The organism is Pseudomonas sp. B329 (genome assembly GCF_023127835.1).
GTDB lineage: Bacteria > Pseudomonadota > Gammaproteobacteria > Pseudomonadales > Pseudomonadaceae > Aquipseudomonas > Aquipseudomonas synxantha_A.
In genome coordinates, this window is record NZ_SPKP01000007.1 from 89,388 (window position 1) to 105,235 (window position 15,848).

General features: G+C 55.1%; 17 protein-coding genes. 16 read left to right on the forward strand and 1 reads right to left on the reverse strand.

From position 1 onward, the window contains the following. Positions 1 to 117: 117 nt before the first annotated feature. On the reverse strand, positions 118 to 366 hold the full coding sequence (locus E4P00_RS04715) for a DUF3077 domain-containing protein (RefSeq protein WP_248130795.1): 249 nt from the start codon (positions 364 to 366) through the stop codon (positions 118 to 120). Between the two features lie 304 nt (positions 367 to 670). On the opposite strand from E4P00_RS04715, the gene E4P00_RS04720 reads away from it, so the two are divergent. From E4P00_RS04720 to E4P00_RS04795, 16 genes are all read left to right on the forward strand, one after another. Next, on the forward strand, positions 671 to 1,342 hold the full coding sequence (locus tag E4P00_RS04720; protein ID WP_282443176.1) for a hypothetical protein: 672 nt from the start codon (positions 671 to 673) through the stop codon (positions 1,340 to 1,342). After that, positions 1,342 to 1,854 (forward strand): hypothetical protein, encoded by a 513-nt coding sequence (locus E4P00_RS04725; RefSeq protein ID WP_248130797.1) that lies wholly within the window; start codon positions 1,342 to 1,344, stop codon positions 1,852 to 1,854. Before E4P00_RS04720 ends, E4P00_RS04725 begins: the two co-directional genes overlap by 1 nt. A 701-nt stretch (positions 1,855 to 2,555) precedes the next feature. Continuing rightward, positions 2,556 to 2,930 carry a hypothetical protein gene (locus E4P00_RS04730; RefSeq protein WP_248130800.1) on the forward strand — a complete coding sequence of 125 codons (375 nt, stop codon included), beginning with the start codon at positions 2,556 to 2,558 and terminating at the stop codon, positions 2,928 to 2,930. Between the two features lie 336 nt (positions 2,931 to 3,266). Next, a complete protein-coding gene (locus tag E4P00_RS04735; protein ID WP_248130802.1) occupies positions 3,267 to 3,527 on the forward strand; it encodes a hypothetical protein in 261 nt (86 codons plus the stop codon). Between the two features lie 207 nt (positions 3,528 to 3,734). Continuing rightward, positions 3,735 to 4,256: a hypothetical protein gene (locus tag E4P00_RS04740; RefSeq protein WP_248130804.1), complete on the forward strand. Its 522-nt coding sequence runs from the start codon at positions 3,735 to 3,737 to the stop codon at positions 4,254 to 4,256. 173 nt (positions 4,257 to 4,429) lie between these two features. Further along, the gene (locus E4P00_RS04745) at positions 4,430 to 4,705 is read left to right on the forward strand and encodes a hypothetical protein (RefSeq protein ID WP_248130806.1); all 276 of its coding nucleotides are present in this window, start codon (positions 4,430 to 4,432) and stop codon (positions 4,703 to 4,705) included. A 125-nt stretch (positions 4,706 to 4,830) separates the two neighbouring features. Continuing rightward, positions 4,831 to 5,112: a hypothetical protein gene (locus E4P00_RS04750; protein WP_216092033.1), complete on the forward strand. Its 282-nt coding sequence runs from the start codon at positions 4,831 to 4,833 to the stop codon at positions 5,110 to 5,112. Between the two features lie 37 nt (positions 5,113 to 5,149). Further along, positions 5,150 to 5,743, forward strand: coding sequence for a hypothetical protein (locus E4P00_RS04755; protein ID WP_248130808.1), 594 nt, complete (start codon positions 5,150 to 5,152; stop codon positions 5,741 to 5,743). 165 nt (positions 5,744 to 5,908) lie between these two features. Further along, the gene (locus E4P00_RS04760; protein WP_122733607.1) at positions 5,909 to 6,541 is read left to right on the forward strand and encodes a hypothetical protein; all 633 of its coding nucleotides are present in this window, start codon (positions 5,909 to 5,911) and stop codon (positions 6,539 to 6,541) included. After that, entirely contained in the window at positions 6,538 to 7,125 is a 588-nt protein-coding gene (locus tag E4P00_RS04765) for a hypothetical protein (protein WP_216092030.1), read from the forward strand. The genes E4P00_RS04760 and E4P00_RS04765 overlap by 4 nt, the downstream gene beginning before the upstream one ends. Before the next feature lie 68 nt (positions 7,126 to 7,193). Further along, positions 7,194 to 9,776, forward strand: coding sequence for an autotransporter outer membrane beta-barrel domain-containing protein (locus E4P00_RS04770; RefSeq protein ID WP_248130810.1), 2,583 nt, complete (start codon positions 7,194 to 7,196; stop codon positions 9,774 to 9,776). Positions 9,777 to 10,064: 288 nt separating this feature from the next. Continuing rightward, complete coding sequence (locus E4P00_RS04775; protein ID WP_248130812.1) at positions 10,065 to 10,805, forward strand: helix-turn-helix transcriptional regulator; 741 nt, start codon at positions 10,065 to 10,067, stop codon at positions 10,803 to 10,805. A 260-nt stretch (positions 10,806 to 11,065) separates the two neighbouring features. Beyond that, positions 11,066 to 12,547, forward strand: a complete 1,482-nt coding sequence (locus E4P00_RS04780) for a TolC family protein (RefSeq protein ID WP_248130814.1) — start codon at positions 11,066 to 11,068, stop codon at positions 12,545 to 12,547. Then, on the forward strand, positions 12,544 to 13,695 hold the full coding sequence (locus tag E4P00_RS04785; protein ID WP_148852616.1) for an HlyD family secretion protein: 1,152 nt from the start codon (positions 12,544 to 12,546) through the stop codon (positions 13,693 to 13,695). The genes E4P00_RS04780 and E4P00_RS04785 overlap by 4 nt, the downstream gene beginning before the upstream one ends. Beyond that, positions 13,688 to 15,235, forward strand: coding sequence for an MDR family MFS transporter (locus E4P00_RS04790; protein WP_248130816.1), 1,548 nt, complete (start codon positions 13,688 to 13,690; stop codon positions 15,233 to 15,235). The genes E4P00_RS04785 and E4P00_RS04790 overlap by 8 nt, the downstream gene beginning before the upstream one ends. An 86-nt stretch (positions 15,236 to 15,321) precedes the next feature. Next, the gene (locus E4P00_RS04795; RefSeq protein WP_032879718.1) at positions 15,322 to 15,783 is read left to right on the forward strand and encodes an SRPBCC family protein; all 462 of its coding nucleotides are present in this window, start codon (positions 15,322 to 15,324) and stop codon (positions 15,781 to 15,783) included. Positions 15,784 to 15,848: the final 65 nt, after the last annotated feature.

Sequence of the window (15,848 nt, forward strand, 5' to 3'; positions counted from 1 at the left end):
GCGCCCATTTTATTTATGAAAACTCAAGTGTTTCACATGTAAATGATGGATGGGGTAGGTCACGATTTCGTATAGAAGCGTGGTGATCTACCCTCATCTACTTTCCTCTAGTAATAATCAGATGGCTGCTGGGGGCGTTTTTCTCAGAGCATCGTTTACTAGAAGTTGCGCGTTTTCAATTAGCTGGGCCAAGCCGAAGGTTTGAAGCCGCTGTGATCCGCTTGAAGCAAATGCTTGTTCATTAGCTATTGCTGACGCCGAAGCTAAAAGCTCACTTGCATTCACTAATGCTTCTTCGGGGCTCAAGCCTGGTCTCACGTTGAAAACACTGGTAGGACAGTCGTCGTCATTTACTTGTGTTTTCATGAACGACACTCCAATGCACCACACATTGAGTGAGCGTTAACGGTAGAGTGCGAACACCTCATCACGACTTTTACTTCTCTAACTCGACAGTTTCGATTTGTAGAAAATATCCACTCTCGCTGCGGATTTAAATATCGCCAAGGGCATCGTTGCTCAATTAGCTGCACAGAAAATTCCGCTGACATGGAACAACGGCAGCCAAATTGTTGCGAATGGTGAGAAGGTCTTTGCGTTTGGTGCTACTGAAAAACAGTTCAATGATTCAACGCTGTTCAACGCGGCGGGGTTGTATGGTCCTGGAGCCGTGTATGACCAGTGGCGTCAGTACGGACAGGAGCAGACGAGCCAGCATTCAGGTGAGCTTGCAAAGCTTTCGAGCTATGACTCAGACGTAGAAGCTGCTGCTCAGCGTCTGTCGGTTCTGGCTGGTAAAGGGATTGTGACTGTCTCGCCAGAGCTGGATGCGGCGATGTTGTTGATGCCGGGGGTGAGGGCAACGAAGACTGTCCTTGAGACAATCTTAGAGAAGATGGGGGCTAAGAAAGCGGCGGGGGGGTTAGAGCTTGGTGCAAAAGACATTGTGAATGCCACTGAAGGTATTCTTGGTCGTGTACAGTCTCGTATAAACGTTGCTAACGGTCGTACAGAAACCACCCCTCTGCGGGACAATGGCAATCCAGTCTCTGCGGGGTTCGACCATGTTCTTGATGGCCATTTCGATAGAGAAATTTCCAACTCGCGTTCAGTTTTTACGATTGCTCCAGATGAGTTGAAAGGAATTTTGCAGAGCAGTGATGTCGTTAAGTCTCCAGTTATGGCACTGCCAGATGGTCAGTTTGTTAGAACAGTTGATGTGGGGCGAGTGATTGGCGCTACTACACTGAAGGATGGAGGCATCCCCACCTCTGTGATAAAAGTGTTCACCGACAAAGCCGGCAACCTGATCACAACCTTTCCAGTTAAGGCGGGCAATTGATGCGATCTCTCTCTCCAAAAGTCTGGCATGAGTTGCAATCGACGGTGACGCTCTTGAGTGATAAGTCATCGCTGAGGGATATGCTCGAGGTAATTCTTATGTGGATAAGGCGCAATTATAAATATTTCGCTGTCGAACCGTTCTCGGCCTATAGTTTCGATCAGCTTTCGAACGTGAATGAGAAATTGATGCCCGTTGAGTTTTCGTCTTTTAGACTTGGCGACATAGCTCATTTTAGAAAAGTCATTTTAGGCTATAAGGCCAACGACGTAGAGGCTATTGCGCGGTTTTTACGCGATACGATAGAGGAGTTGGTAACTATCGAGATTGATGAGCAATGCCCTAGGTGTGAATCTCCTGGAATGCGCATTTTTATAGGAAAGCAGAACGGATTGTTGGCTTTTCAGTGTAATGTCTGTGGCCACTCCCATTACTCAGATGGATCTAAGGTCGAGATTGGGGGGTTAGATTTTGTGAGCGAGGTAAGGTTGCGAGAGTTTGGCTTGATTTAATGGTGCAAAAGCAACAACTAAGGTAATTGCTGAGTTTGGGCCTTTGAATCAGGGCCCGTTACCGAAAGGAATCGCGGACACATTTCGTAGCGGTACGTACTCAGAGATCGTTACTCAACAACCGACCATGTTGTATCGTGTTTATGGTGGGACTGCGCAGGAGCTAGGTGGCTATTGGACAGCGACAAAGCCAGCAGGCCCTGGCCAGTCGATTATTGACAGCGCTTTGAAACCCGAATGGGGGAATACTGCTACAAAGGTCGTCAAAATTGAAGTTCCTATAGGACTAAGTATTTTGAAGGTGTCGCTGCTCCTCAAGGTGGACTAGTTGGGGGTGGTAACCAGGTGCTGTTTCCGAAAGATTTCAAAATTGACACTTCTTGGATAAAACAATGAATGAGTGTAATTGGGAAGTTATAGAGGGGTTTTCATCTCCTAGGGAGTATGAACGATTTTCTGCCTGGATCGCCGAACAGGTTAAATCTGGGATTACAGAGCAGACTCCTGTTCAGGACAGCTATGCGGGGCCAGGATTTGAAGAGAAATGGTTCAAGTGTATAGTGTCAAATGAAACGTGGAGATTGGTTTCTCCTCAAGCTCCTTTTCAAGGATATTGGGGGCCAGTTTAGATAAGTCGGGTATTGAGTGGGTGCAAAGGAAGAAATAGTTGGCGCTTTAGACTCGAGCAAAAGGGGACAGATTTGAATGACACTTACTTAACGCCCACAATTAGTGAAATGAGTTCTGTTGCGAAGGCCTTTGTTTCAGAAGGGGCGTTATTGAAAGTAGTAGTCAAAGTCATAGACGGTAGTGTGATTAAATTACTCGAAGAGTTAGGCTTCGTCGCTGTGTCAGGCAAGGAGCAAACAACGCTATCATTAATGGCTCCCGATCAGGAGTTTAAGATAAGGCTATTCGAAAAATTACGAGATGAGGGGGTTTGCTTTTCCGATGGGCCAGATTGGTGTCCCGCTGAAGTGTTTGAATTTTTAAGAGATCAAAAACTGCTGGCTGGAGTTTATAGAAAAATAATATGGCTTGGGCCTGGAAAGCCAAAAATAATAGAAAATTGTTAGCTGTATATATTTTAGAAAAAGAGGCGGATTATCAGTCTTTTTGGGGCGGATATGAACTGAAGGCTTGATGGGTTTTTATCGGACAAAGGGGACGGATTTATTTGATTAGTCTTTTTGTGGCGAGTGTAGGCTAAATTTTTTACGGCTCGTTATAGTATTGAAATGTTTTTTAATAATGTGGATTTATTTTTGTGTGCTTGCATAGCTCTATGCTTAGCCAAGCTGGGCGGCTATAAAACGCCAATTTTATTTAGAAAAATCAAGTGTTTCACATGTAAGTGATGGGTTGGGTAGGTCACGATTTTAATTGGGACATACACTCAAAAGGATGCCGCTATGAACAGCGAAAAAGCTCACCTACTGAAAGTCGAGGCACAGTTACGCAAGGCGTATAGGTCTGCATTCTATTGCGGCGTGCTAGTTGTTTTCATGGTAATAGCCATTGTTATGTTGGTTTTGGCCGCCGAACAACCGGTGGACCAGAAAGCCATTGCCGAAGGCTGGGCACCGCTCATCATGCTGATGGCAGCAGTCCCGGGGATTTGTCATTTTTTCCACGGGGTGGTTAAGAACAAAATCCAGAGACTGGACCAATGAACCACAACTTCGATAACAACCAGCGTTGATTGCTCCGAAGGTCTAGGAATTTCATTACCGAATACCGTAGAAAAAGCACTCGCGCACCCTCCACCGCTGGTAGCTGCCACGATTGAGTCTGAAACTGAGAATTGATGATGAGCAACGGCGCGAAGCAAGGCCGTTATTTTATCAACCACAATTTAATTTTTTAATGGGGGTTGCAATGTGATTAAACTTACTAACATGGTAATGTGTATCGTAGCATTAATATTTTCGACAAATTCTTCAGCGTTAGATGTGAGTATGAAAACAGAGGACATTCAGTCCTTGAATTTGAGTGTAAAAATTCCACGCGAATTTACACTGCTGCCTGAAGATCTAGCTGAAATAAAATACGCAGGAAAAAAAAGGCCTCAGGTGATTTATGCCAATGAAAGTGGCTCTGTATCTTTTGGTATATCAAAACTAAAAAAACCAGAGTTTGTCAAGGTTGATGAGATTAAAGATGAAATGATGAATGCCATGAGAAACCTGACTCCTCAAGCATCACCAGCCATTGTCGATGGTTATAAAGCATGGCGGATAACCTTCATATCTAAGGGGTTAGATGTTGATATATTAAATATGCAAATATATATGGTTACAGACAAAAATCTCATAATTGCAGCATTTAATATGGCTGCGGGGGATATTGAAAGTTATAAAGTTTATGGCGAGAAAACGCTTGCATCAATAAAGTTTAAATAGATGTTCTAGTTTGGTGGGTATGAGCCATTGCCACTATTTATTTTACGTTTCGTAGAACGGTTTGAAGTCCAACGGAACGGAAACGCATAGCCAGATTCGGCCTGTCTTGGCAAAAAAAGGGGCGGATTTATTTTGATTAGTCATACAAGGTACCGGTCACGATCGAGGGCGTATTGTACACCCCGCGCTTTATATCAGGTGGCAGTGCTGAACGTATCGCGGTCGGCGCCAACGTCGACCTGGCTGACGTCAATACGCTGAAGTGGATCAGGGCCGCCGACGCGAAAATGGTGAGCGACGTCGGGTTTTTCCTGGGGGCGGGCGCGGCGATGACAACGGACGCCGAAAGTGCTGGGCTGTCGAACACCTCGATGACGGTCTCTTTCCTGTCTCGCTACTTGAAGAACTTCCGGAAGCGGCCACAGGTACACACTCAGCATGGGCTATGAAAAGTTTGCAGTGACCAAGGGCGTTACGCCGGAAACCGCTTCGCGACTTTCCAATGCCTTGGGTACTGCGCGGGTGTAGGACAAGTTGATTGAAGACCTCAAAGGTGCAGTCAAAGGTGGGTAGCATGATCGCGAACCTATACAAATATCAGCACGGCATTGGCCTGGTCGTACTCCTGGCTGCGCTACTCAATGGCTTTCTACGATTTGACGGTAACTGGAAGCGCTTTTTCCTCATGGTGCTGGTGCAGTTGTGGTTTGGCCAGGCGGTCTACAGCTATGCGCGAGGCGCCAGGGTGGCCATCGCGCCGGGCGGCATGAGTAAGGATGCCGACCCGGAGTGGCGAGCGGCGTTGGCCGGATTCGCCCTGTTTTTATACGGGGTCGTATTTTTTTTGAGTTTTTGATCCTTGCATGGCCCATGTATCTATACGGAAAACCCTTATGAGAAAAGTTGCCTTTATCCTCTCGGCCCTGATCCTCGCGGGCTGTCACTCCAATGCTCGCGACTCGTCATCCAGCCTGCTCAAAGACGGCGTGCAGTTGCAGCAGAACAAGGTCGTGGCCGATGCCGAGCAAGCCAAGGTGATCATGCGGGCCACCGGTTTTACCTACCCTGTGCAGTTCTCCGTGCGCCGTGGCGGTGATGCCGATCAGCGGCCGGAGATCCTCGGCATGGTGGTGGATTCGGGCCGGGGCAAGGTGTTCGGTTGGATCGCCAAGATGAGTGAGGTTGTCAACAGCGCGGCGGTCAAGCGCTTCCCGCAGTTAGAAGTGTTGGCTGATCCGGGGCAGACAATCGAGGTGTTGGGTGAGTCGCGGGTGTATGACTCGAACTACTACCGCTACGCCGAAAAAATTGTCTACGCCTGCGGTCCTATGAGCTCGGAGTTCAAGCCGCAGAAGCAGAAGGTTTACCTGGTGGAGTTCGTGATCGTCGGCGCGGGCTGTGAGCAGCATGTGTATGACATCACCGACCCCGCGCAGCGTATTCCCGTCCTCGCACTTACAAGAATGGACCGCCAAAAAAGGGAATAGATTTGAATGGCACTTACTTAGCATTTACGGCTATCCATTTTGCTAACCCCTGCCATTTATAAAGGCTGCACATCAGAGATGTATGGCATCCCTGCGATACATCCCTTATTCCGCTCCTCCAAAAGTTTCACTCCAACAAATCAAAACACTCAATAAGGACATTCCGTGCTCCAAACCCTCTTCAAAACCGCCGCACTCCTCACGGCATTGTCCCTGACCGGCTGCGTTTCCTACACCGTCACCGGTCCATTGAGTGCTCCTCCCCACCCCGCGAAAGTCAGCAGTCCCCGTACCGCACAAATCGCCGACGTTTCCGTCGCAATCCTAGACGCTGACGAGGCCACACGCACCGCCATCAGCCGTTCACTCACCCATCAGCTCAACCAATACGTCAAGGCCGGTGGCTATTTCAAGGACGTCACCGAATACCCCGTGCGCCTGGGCGAGAACGACGTGGTGCTCAAGTTCAACATGACATCGCTCAAGGGCCATCGCGCGCCGCACCCTGCTTACATCCCGGGGGCTTTATTGACCCTGACGATCTGGATTTGGGTAAACGGGCCCATCTACGTCGACAGTTTCGATATGGCCGGTGATCTGGTGATCGTTGACCGTAACGGTAAAGAACTGGCTGCCGCCAAGCAGCAGATCAAGTTTGAGCACAACGTGGGGCTTTACGGGCGGGAGTATTGGTCGCCGGTGATGGGGGTCAAGAAGTTGAATGAACTGGTGTCAACCCTGCTCGATAACGCCACGGCAAAGTTGGCACAACCACAACTTAAGGAAGAACAAAAATGATCGGTTCAATAAAGCACTGTGTGGTGCTCGCTGCGGTTCTGTTGTCTGGCTGCGTGACGTATTCGCAAAACGAGTTGCCTCCCGTGCAGAAGTGGCCACCCACGGCCAATGCGCCGCAGCAAAAGCCGAAGGTGTTCGTGCGCACCACGGTCATGAATCAAGTCAACGGTGGGCCGGCCAATACGGCTGCGGGAGCTGCGGCAGCGGTTGGGGAAGCGACGGTTACCGAGGGCTTTCGTGAATCTGGGCGTTTTGCGTGGGTGAGTACGGATAAGGCCGAGGCGGATCTCTATGTTGAGGCTACTTTGTACAACAACGAACAGTTCAGCATGGCGTCGGCCATCATTACCGGGGTGACGTTTTTCATCATTCCTTCTACCGCGAAGAACACCTTCACCCTGGAGACTGTATTCAAGGACAAGGACGGCAAGGAGCTTGGCCGCGTGCGCAAGAGTGAATCACTGCGTACCTGGATGCAGTTGCTGTTGATCGTTGCCGTGCCTTTCCGCCAGGACACCCATGAGGTGGTGCAAGCCCTGACCCGCAGCACGTTGGATGAGGCGGTGCAGCGGCGCTTGTTGTAGTCGATTGTTTTATACCTCTAATCGCCAGGGTTCATGGCGATGCCATCTGTCGTACATGGAGTTTTCAAATGAAGCGAAATCCGTTCAAGCAAAAACTGTTGGCCGTAGTGGTCGGTGCAATCAGCGGCCAGGCGTTGGCGGTTGAAGTGGATATTGGTCAAGGCAAGACTAATTGGATAAGCGAGACGTTCAATGAGTCATTAACGCTCACTGGAACACTGACTCAGCCCACGAATCTGACCGCCAACCAAGGCATTAGTAATTGGAGAGGGGTGAGTGTCGCCAATACCAATATCCAGGGATCTTTGATCAGTCGCGCAGATATTGTGTTGGACGCCGAAAATCGTTTCATTCAAGCGTTTTCCGTGGATCCGGAGATAGTTCAAACCGTCAACCCTGGCCCCAGCACCATCACGGGTGACGTGATCCAGGCCGGAAAAATTACGATGAACAACGGTGGTTATGAAGGTTTTGAAGTCGGTGGGGCCACCATCCGTGGGAGCATTATCAATTCCGGCACCATTCAATCCACTCCGCCAGCCCCCGGCTTACTGGGCGGCGGCAATGGCATTTATTTGCATGGCACCAAGGTGGCGGGCGATGTCTCCAACACCGGTGTCATCGCATTGGTGGGAGATGACGCGCTGGGTATTGCTCTGGACCGGCGCGGTTCGCAGCAGACCAGTATTGCCGGCAAGATACTCAACTCCGGCACGGTCTCGGTGACCGGTAAAGAGGCCTGGGCGTTTGAGGTAGAAACTGCCACTACGCCTTTACGAATCGAAAACAGCGGCTTGATGTCAGCCTCTGGGGCTGACGCCAAAGGCATCGCTTTTTTTGATGGCAGCGTCGACTACATCCTCAATACCGGCACGCTCCAAGCCCAAGGCACCAACGCCAAAGCGATCGATCTCCTGGGCGCCACCTTCACCCAAAACAACCCCACCGGCTCCCGCGGCATCATCAACCGCGGCACGATCACCGCTGATGGCACGGCCATCTCTGTCGACGCAGCCGAGCAAACTTCTGTCTTCGAAATCAACCAGCAAGCCGGTGAAATCCGCAGCAACTCCGGCATCGCCATCGACGCAGCCAACCGCGCCTCCCTCAACTGGACCGGCGGCAAAATCATCGGCGACGTACTCAACGTCAACGCGGTGAACATCGCTGGCCAGGCTGACTTTTCCGGCAACCGCATCATTGCACCGGTGTCGATCAACTCGGGTTCCTTGAATCTGTCGGCCCCCGGCACTGTGCTCACCAGTGACCTCAACGTCGCCAGCGGTGCAGGCATTGATATGCGTCTGGCCAACAGCGTAGTGCCGACTACGCCGTACCTGACGGTCAACGGTGCGGCGAATTTCGCCCAGGCATCGAAAGTGACCTTGAGCGCCAACCCAGGCGATTTCACCCCCGTGCCAAGCGGCACCGAATACACCTTGCTGCAAGCCAGCAGTGTGCAGAACAACGGCCTGTCGGTCGCCAGCACTTCGTCGTTGCTGGATGTGCTGAGTTACTCGGCCGACGCGCAAACGGTCAAGGCCGTGGTGGGTTTGAAGAGCAATCAGCAAGTGCAAGAGGAACTGACCGGCGCGGGCGTCACTGAGCCGGTCGTTACTGTGGTCAACGAAGCAAAAAATGATGTGCTCGGGCAGTTGGCAACAGATGATCCAGTGTTCCAGGCCTTGGCCAACGCGGGCACCGCGCAGCAGTTGGCGCAGGTGGGCGAGCAACTCAAGCCAGACGTCAACCGTGGCGCGCTGGACGTGGCCTTGTCGGGCCAGACGGTGGTCAATGGCGCGATCCTCAATCGCCTCTCGGGCCAGCGTGATAATCGCGAAGCCGTGGGTGTGTGGTTGCAAGGCTTGAGCAGCAACATGGATCAGGATGGCCGCAGCGGCGACAACGGTTATTCGGCCAACAGCAGCGGCATGGCGGTGGGTGTGGATGGTCGGTTGAACGACAGCACCACGGTGGGTGTGGCTTACAGCTACCTCAATTCCAACATCCATTCGGACCTGGGCACCAAGACCGACGTGCAAGGCCATGCGCTGTCGTTGTACGGCAACTGGGCGCTGCAGAACTGGTTTGTCGACGGCAGCCTGAGCTATGGCCATAACGACAATGACAGCAAGCGTCGTGTGGCAGGCACAACCGCCAAGGGCAGCTACGACAGCAATGTGTTGTCGGCCAGCGTACTGGGCGGCTACAGCTTCAAGCTGTCGGATGCTGCCGTGATAGAGCCGCGAGTGGCGGCACGTTATTCCAACGTGCGCATGGACAGCTTTACCGAGAAGGGCTCTTCGGCGGCACTGAGCACCGGCTCGCAACGCTATGAAGTGGGCGAGTTGGGCGCGGGTGTGCGCTTGGCCGGCAACTTCCCGTTGGCCACCGGCAGCCTGCAACCGGAAGCGACCTTGATGGCTTATCACGACCTGATGGGCGACCGCGTGGCGCAAACCTCCAGCTTTGTGCTGGGTGGTTCGGCGTTTACCGTCACGGGCGCTTCGGTCGCACGTGACAGTTACGAAGCCAGCCTGGGCCTGAATTATCAGGTGTCGGCGCTGACGGTGGGCGCCAGCTATACCCGCCAGGCGCGTAGCGGGTTTGATGCTGATGGGGTGATGGTCAAGGCGCGTTACGCGTTTTAGGGTTCAACCCGAACAGGGGCTCTTTGCGAGCCCCTGTTATCCCCAAAAGCAATAATCTTTTTTTCTTGAAATTTGCTCGCCGATATTTTGGTTTTTTTAATTTTTACTCGACGTTTTTTCACAGTCCCCACCCTAATACGCAATTTCCCGCACCCTTTCTTTGTTTAGTATTGGACCTAGTGGCTACTGAGTCCCAATGGGTCACTCTGTTCAAAAAAAGGAGAAGCGACATGATGCCCAAGGATCCTTCCAGCAGTGGCCGGCCTGACCTGCTCGCGGCTTGCTGAAATGAACGTGCATACCCCGTTGGCGGCCCTCGCCGGTAACTATCTTCACGGCGACATTGTGGCTGCTCACCGACATGACGAGGGTCAGTTGGTCTATGCCATCAACGGTGTGATGCTGGTGTCGGTGCAGCAGACAACCTGGGTGCTGCCTTCCGGGCACGCCCTGTGGGTGCCCCCGGCGATGGAGCATCAGATCCGCATGACCGGCGAGGTGCGTATGCGCACCTTGTTGATCTCGCCGGGGGCGCATCGCGGCTTGACGCATGAGTGTCAGGTCATAAGGGTTTCGCCGTTGTTGCGCGAGCTGATTGTTGCCGCGGGCGATGAGCCTGACAGTGAGCCGGCGTTGCTGCGCCATCTACAGATTGTCGATCTGATTTTCTCCGAGCTCGACCGCGCGAAACGGGTGCTGGCGCATGTGCCGATCCCGGATGAGCCGCGGCTCAAGGCGCTGTGTGCCGACTTTATCGACAACCCTTCCCAGGAATCGACACTGGAGAGTTGGGCGGCGCAACTCAATATGAGTTCACGCACCCTGGCTCGGTTGTTCCAGAAAGAGCTGGGTATGAGTTATGGCGAGTGGCGCAAGCGCACGCGGTTGCTGCTCAGCATGCAGCGGCTGGCCTGTGGTGTGTCGATCCTGGAAGTGGCGCTGGAGCATGGTTATCAGAGCCCGAGTGCGTTTACTGCGATGTTCAAGCGCACTATGGGTTACCCCCCGAGTAACTGTCGATTGGTGTGATTTGACTTGGCGATAGGCTTCCCTGTCAGCCTCGGTTCAAATGTGGGAGGGGGCTTGCCCCCGATGGCGGTAGGTCAGTTACAGATTTGCTAACTGATACTCCCTCATCGGGAGCAAGCCCCCTCCCACATTTGCCCCGAGTACTGCCAAGCCACCCCGCACCTTGTCCCAATCAAAACGATGGTTGTCCGGAACTCGAGAGATTCGTACCTCGTTGCGCTCTTACCCTGGGTCTCTACTTGGCCTTCTGGATTTCTTCGATGGGTTCGCCTTCTTTTCCCCCATGGCATGGCCGTGTTGCGCTGCTGGGCATTGCGCTGGCGTTGTCGGCGGGTTGTTCGTCCTGGGTTGCTCACCCGCCTGCACAGTCACATCCAGAGCGCATCAATGCCCTGAGCCACTTGCCGCAAGGTGTATCGGCCCAGGCGTTACCCGAGCGCTGGTGGCAGTTGTACAACGACCCGAAACTCGATGGGCTGGTGCAGCAGGCATTGCTGCACAACCGTGACCTGGCGGCAGCCCAGGCCCATGTGCAGGCGATGCTGGCCGGGATCATGCAGGCTGATGCCGAGCGTTGGCCGTCCACCCAGGCGTCACTGGGGGCGGCTTATGGCAAGACCGCCGATGATCAGACCCTGGCCAAGGCCACCGATAGCCATGCACCGTCAGAATGGGCGTTCAACCCCGGCATGGAATTGGCGTATCAAGTGGATGTGTGGGGCCAGGTTCAACGCACGATCGAACGAGCCCAGGTGCAAGCCGCGGCGGCGCAGGACGCCGAGGACCTGTTGCGCATCACGGTCGTGGCGCAAACCACCCGCGCCTATGTGAATGCTTGTGCCCTCGGTGCTCGTGCCAAGGTCCAGCGTCATTCGTTGGACGTGGTCGGGCGCAGCCTGGCGTTGATCGATCGCCAGCGCCAGGCCGGTGTGGTGACGGACCTTGAATACACGCGTATGCAAGCCTTGCAGGGCGAAACCCTGGCCTTGCTGCCGATGCTGGAGGCGCGTCGACAGGCTGCGCTGTACGAATTGGCAATGCTGACCGGCGTGGCTGATCTGCAACAAGGCGCTGGCGCTGCGAGATGTGAAGTGGTTCCACACCTCAATGCCGAACTGCCGGTGGGCGATGGCTGGCAATTATTGGCGCGCCGCCCCGATATCCGTCAGGCCGAGCGAGCGTTGCAGGCGGCCACGCTGCAAGTGGATATCGTCCAGGCCGACCTGTACCCCAAGGTCACCTTCGGCGCTTCAGTGTCTTCCTCAGCCAACAGATTCCATGAGCTGGGCGATAGCAGCGCGGTGATGTTCGGCATTGGCCCGCTGATCACCTGGCAGTTCCCCAATTGGCGCGCCAACCGCGCGCGGGTCAAGCAGGCCCGGGCGCTTGAGCAGGTAGAGGTGGCGCAATTCGAGGCCAGCGTGCTCAAGGCCCTCAAGGCGGTGCGCCAGGCCCTGGCGTTATACGACGGCGAACGCCAGCGCCACGCGGCCTTGAGCCAGGCACTGGACAGCAGCCGCCACGCCTACAGGTTGGCCCAATTCAACTACGACGCCGGGTCTATCGACTTTCTGGATGTGTTGGACAGCGAACGTGAACTGATCCGCTTGCAGGCCACTCGCGCCGACGCCGACGGCCAGTTGCTGCAACGGCAGATCAGCTTGTTTCAGGCGCTTGGCGGTGGTTGGCAGCCTTCAGCGCCCACCCACGCTCACACCACTTTTTCCGGTACCCAACCATGAATATCGCCGTTGATGAAAAAACTGCTGTCCAGGATGAACAGGCGAATACGCGCAACCCACGTCGCAAAAGGCATCTGCTCCTGCTGGGCGGCGCCGCGCTGTTGATCGCTGCAGTGGTGTTCGGCGTGTACTGGATGACGGTCGGCCGGTATCTGGAACAGACCGATGATGCCTATGTGCGGGCCGACTGGATTCCTATCAGCCCGAAGGTCTCAGGCTATGTGGCCGAGGTGGTGGTAGAGGACGATCAGCCGGTCAAGGCAGGGGATGTGCTGGTGCGCATCGAGGACCGTGACTACCAGGCCCGCTTGGCACAAGCTCGTGCAGAACTGGCCGAGACCCAGGCCTCGGTGGCAGCGCAAGAGGCCAACCTGCACGTCACCGATAGCCTGATCGCCCAGCAAAAAGCCGGCGTTGCCCAGGCTGAGGCTCACGCCCGCAGTGTGGCCGCAGAATTGCGCCGCGCAAGCCTCGACCAGCGCCGCTACGAAGGGTTGGTGCGCGACCATGCCGCCAGCGCCCAGCGTCTGGAAACGGCCGCCGCCAGCTACACCCAGGCCAATGCCGCGGTAGAAATTGCCAAGGCCATGCAACGCCAACAGGAAACCCGCTTGACCGTGGCCGTCACCCGACGCCAATTGGCCGAAGCTTCGCTCCAGCAGCAGATTGCCCGGCGCAGTCAGGCCCAGGCGCAGTTGAACCTGGCGACCCATGCGCAGGAAGACACCTTGATTCGCTCGCCCATCGACGGCGTGGTAGGGCAGCGCAAAGTGCGCACCCGCCAGTACGTCGCGCCAGGCTTGCCGCTGCTGGCAGTGGTGCCCTTGCAGCAGGCCTACGTGGTGGCCAACTACAAGGAAACCCAGTTGCGCGACATGCGTGCCGGCCAACCCGTGGACATCAGCATCGACAGCTATTCAGGACGCAAGCTCAAGGGCCATGTGATGAGTTTCTCGCCAGGTTCCGGGGCAGTGTTCGCGCTGTTGCCGTCGGACAACGCCACCGGCAATTTCACCAAGATCGTGCAACGCTTTCCAGTGAAGATCGTCATTGATGAGCATGACGAAGGCGGACCTATTCTGCCGGGCATGTCGGTGATCACCACGGTGGACACTCGCCCAGATAAGCAGGGCGCTGCACATGACTGAAGCGGCTGAAAAGAGCGTCTCCTTTCGCGCCTGGGTGGCGGTAATCGGGGGGCTGTTCGGCTGTTTCATGGCCGGCATGAACGTGCACGTGACCAGCGCCGCGCTGCCGGAGATCGAGGGTTCCCTGGGGGCGACGTTCGAGGAAGGCTCGTGGATCTCCACCGCCTATCTGGTCGCGGAGATTGTGATGATCCCGCTTACCGCGTGGCTGGTGCAGGTGTTCTCTCTGCGGCGTGTGATGCTCGTGGGCTCGTTTGTGTTTCTGGTGGCGTCCATAGCCTGTTCATGGGCGCCTAACCTGGAAGTGATGATCATCATTCGGGTGATCCAGGGCGCTGCCGGCGCAGTGCTGATTCCCTTGTCATTCCAACTGATCATCACTGAACTGCCGCCCAGCAAGATCGCGATGGGCATGGCCTTGTTCGCGCTCTCCAACAGCGTCGCCCAGGCCGCCGGGCCGTCCATTGGTGGCTGGCTGACCGATGCCTATTCCTGGCGCTGGATCTTTTACCTGCAACTGGCCCCTGGCATTCTCTTGCTGTTGGCGGTGGCATGGTCCATCGATGCCAAACCCATGCAGTTGAGCCTGCTCAAGCGCGGCGACTGGGGCGGCATCATCGCCATGATCGTCGGCCTGGGGGGGTTGCAGATTGTGCTGGAAGAGGGCGGGCGCAAGGACTGGTTCGGCTCCGATTTCATCGTATGGATGTCGCTGGTCGCAGGCGTTGCCCTGGTGTACTTCGTACTGTCGCAGCTGTATGGCCGCCGCTCTTTTATCAACCTGCGCCTGCTCAAGAGTTACAACTTCGGAGTGGCCAGCGCGGCGATGTTCATCTTCGGCGGGGCCACGTTCGGCCTGGTGTTCCTGGTGCCCAATTACCTCTCCCAGTTGCAGGGCTACAACGCCCGGGAGATTGGCATCAGCCTGATCGCCTACGGCATGGTGCAACTGGTACTGGCGCCGTTCATGCCGCGCCTGATGAAGTGGCTCAACCCGAAACTGATGGTCGCCAGCGGCTTTTTCATCATGGCCCTGGGGTGTTACCTCGGTGCGCACCTGGATGTGGATAGCGCCGCCAACGTGATTATTCCATCCACCGTGGTGCGGGGTATCGGGCAGCCGCTGATCATGGTGGCGCTGTCGGTACTGGCGGTGTCCGGGCTGGCCAAAGACGAAGCCGGCTCTGCCTCGGCGTTGTTCTCCATGCTGCGTAACCTTGGCGGTGCCGTGGGTACGGCAGGCCTGACGCAGATCGTCGCCCTGCGCGAACGCTTTCACTCCGAGCGGGTAGGGGAGTCGATCACACTGTTTTCCCCGTCCTTGCAGGAACGCCTGCGCGCCAGCATGGCTGACAGCGAGGGTTTTATCTTCAACCAACTGTTGCCCGCTCAACAGCAGGTTATCGAGGGCTTGATCCACACCGTGCGTCGCGAGGCGTACCTGATGGCCTACAGCGATGCGTTCTATGTGTCCTGTATCGCGTTGATCTTGTGTGGTGTCGCGGCCTTGGCATTACGGCAGTCAGCCAAGAACACATAACCACGCCAAGGAGGTGTTGAACTTGTACAGCCCACTGCGTTTGATTGGAGCCCACTATCTGCCCCCCGGAAAAGAGGAGCTCTCTCATGCAACAACCCGATACCCTGGTCCGTAACCCGCTCGGCAACCCTGTAGTCGCCCGCGTCACCGTGAATGGCGATGCGCGCAGCGTGTGGAGTATCGTCGGAGATTTTGCGGGTTTCGCGAAATTCATTCCGGCGTTGTCCCATATCGAAATGACGGGCGAGGGTGTGCGTTCGGTCCGCAAGAAACTGTTCAAGGACGGCAACGTGGTGATTGAGCAACTCAACACCCGTGACGACCAAGCCATGACGATGACCTGGTCACTGATTTACACCTCACTGAATATCGGCAACCTGTGGGCGCTGATGGAAGTAGCGCCGCAAGGCCCGAACCAGAGCCTGGTGACCTGGACCATCATTGGCCAGCCCTGCACTGGCGGCAAGGTGGATCTGCCGGCGTTCGAAGCGTTCCTGCAAGGCTTTGCCGATGATGCGATGAAGAACCTGCAGGCGCTGTTCAACTGACATAGAACGAGCAGGCAGTGGCTGATTCCGTGGCGAGGGAGCTTGCTCCCGTTGGGGCGCGAAGC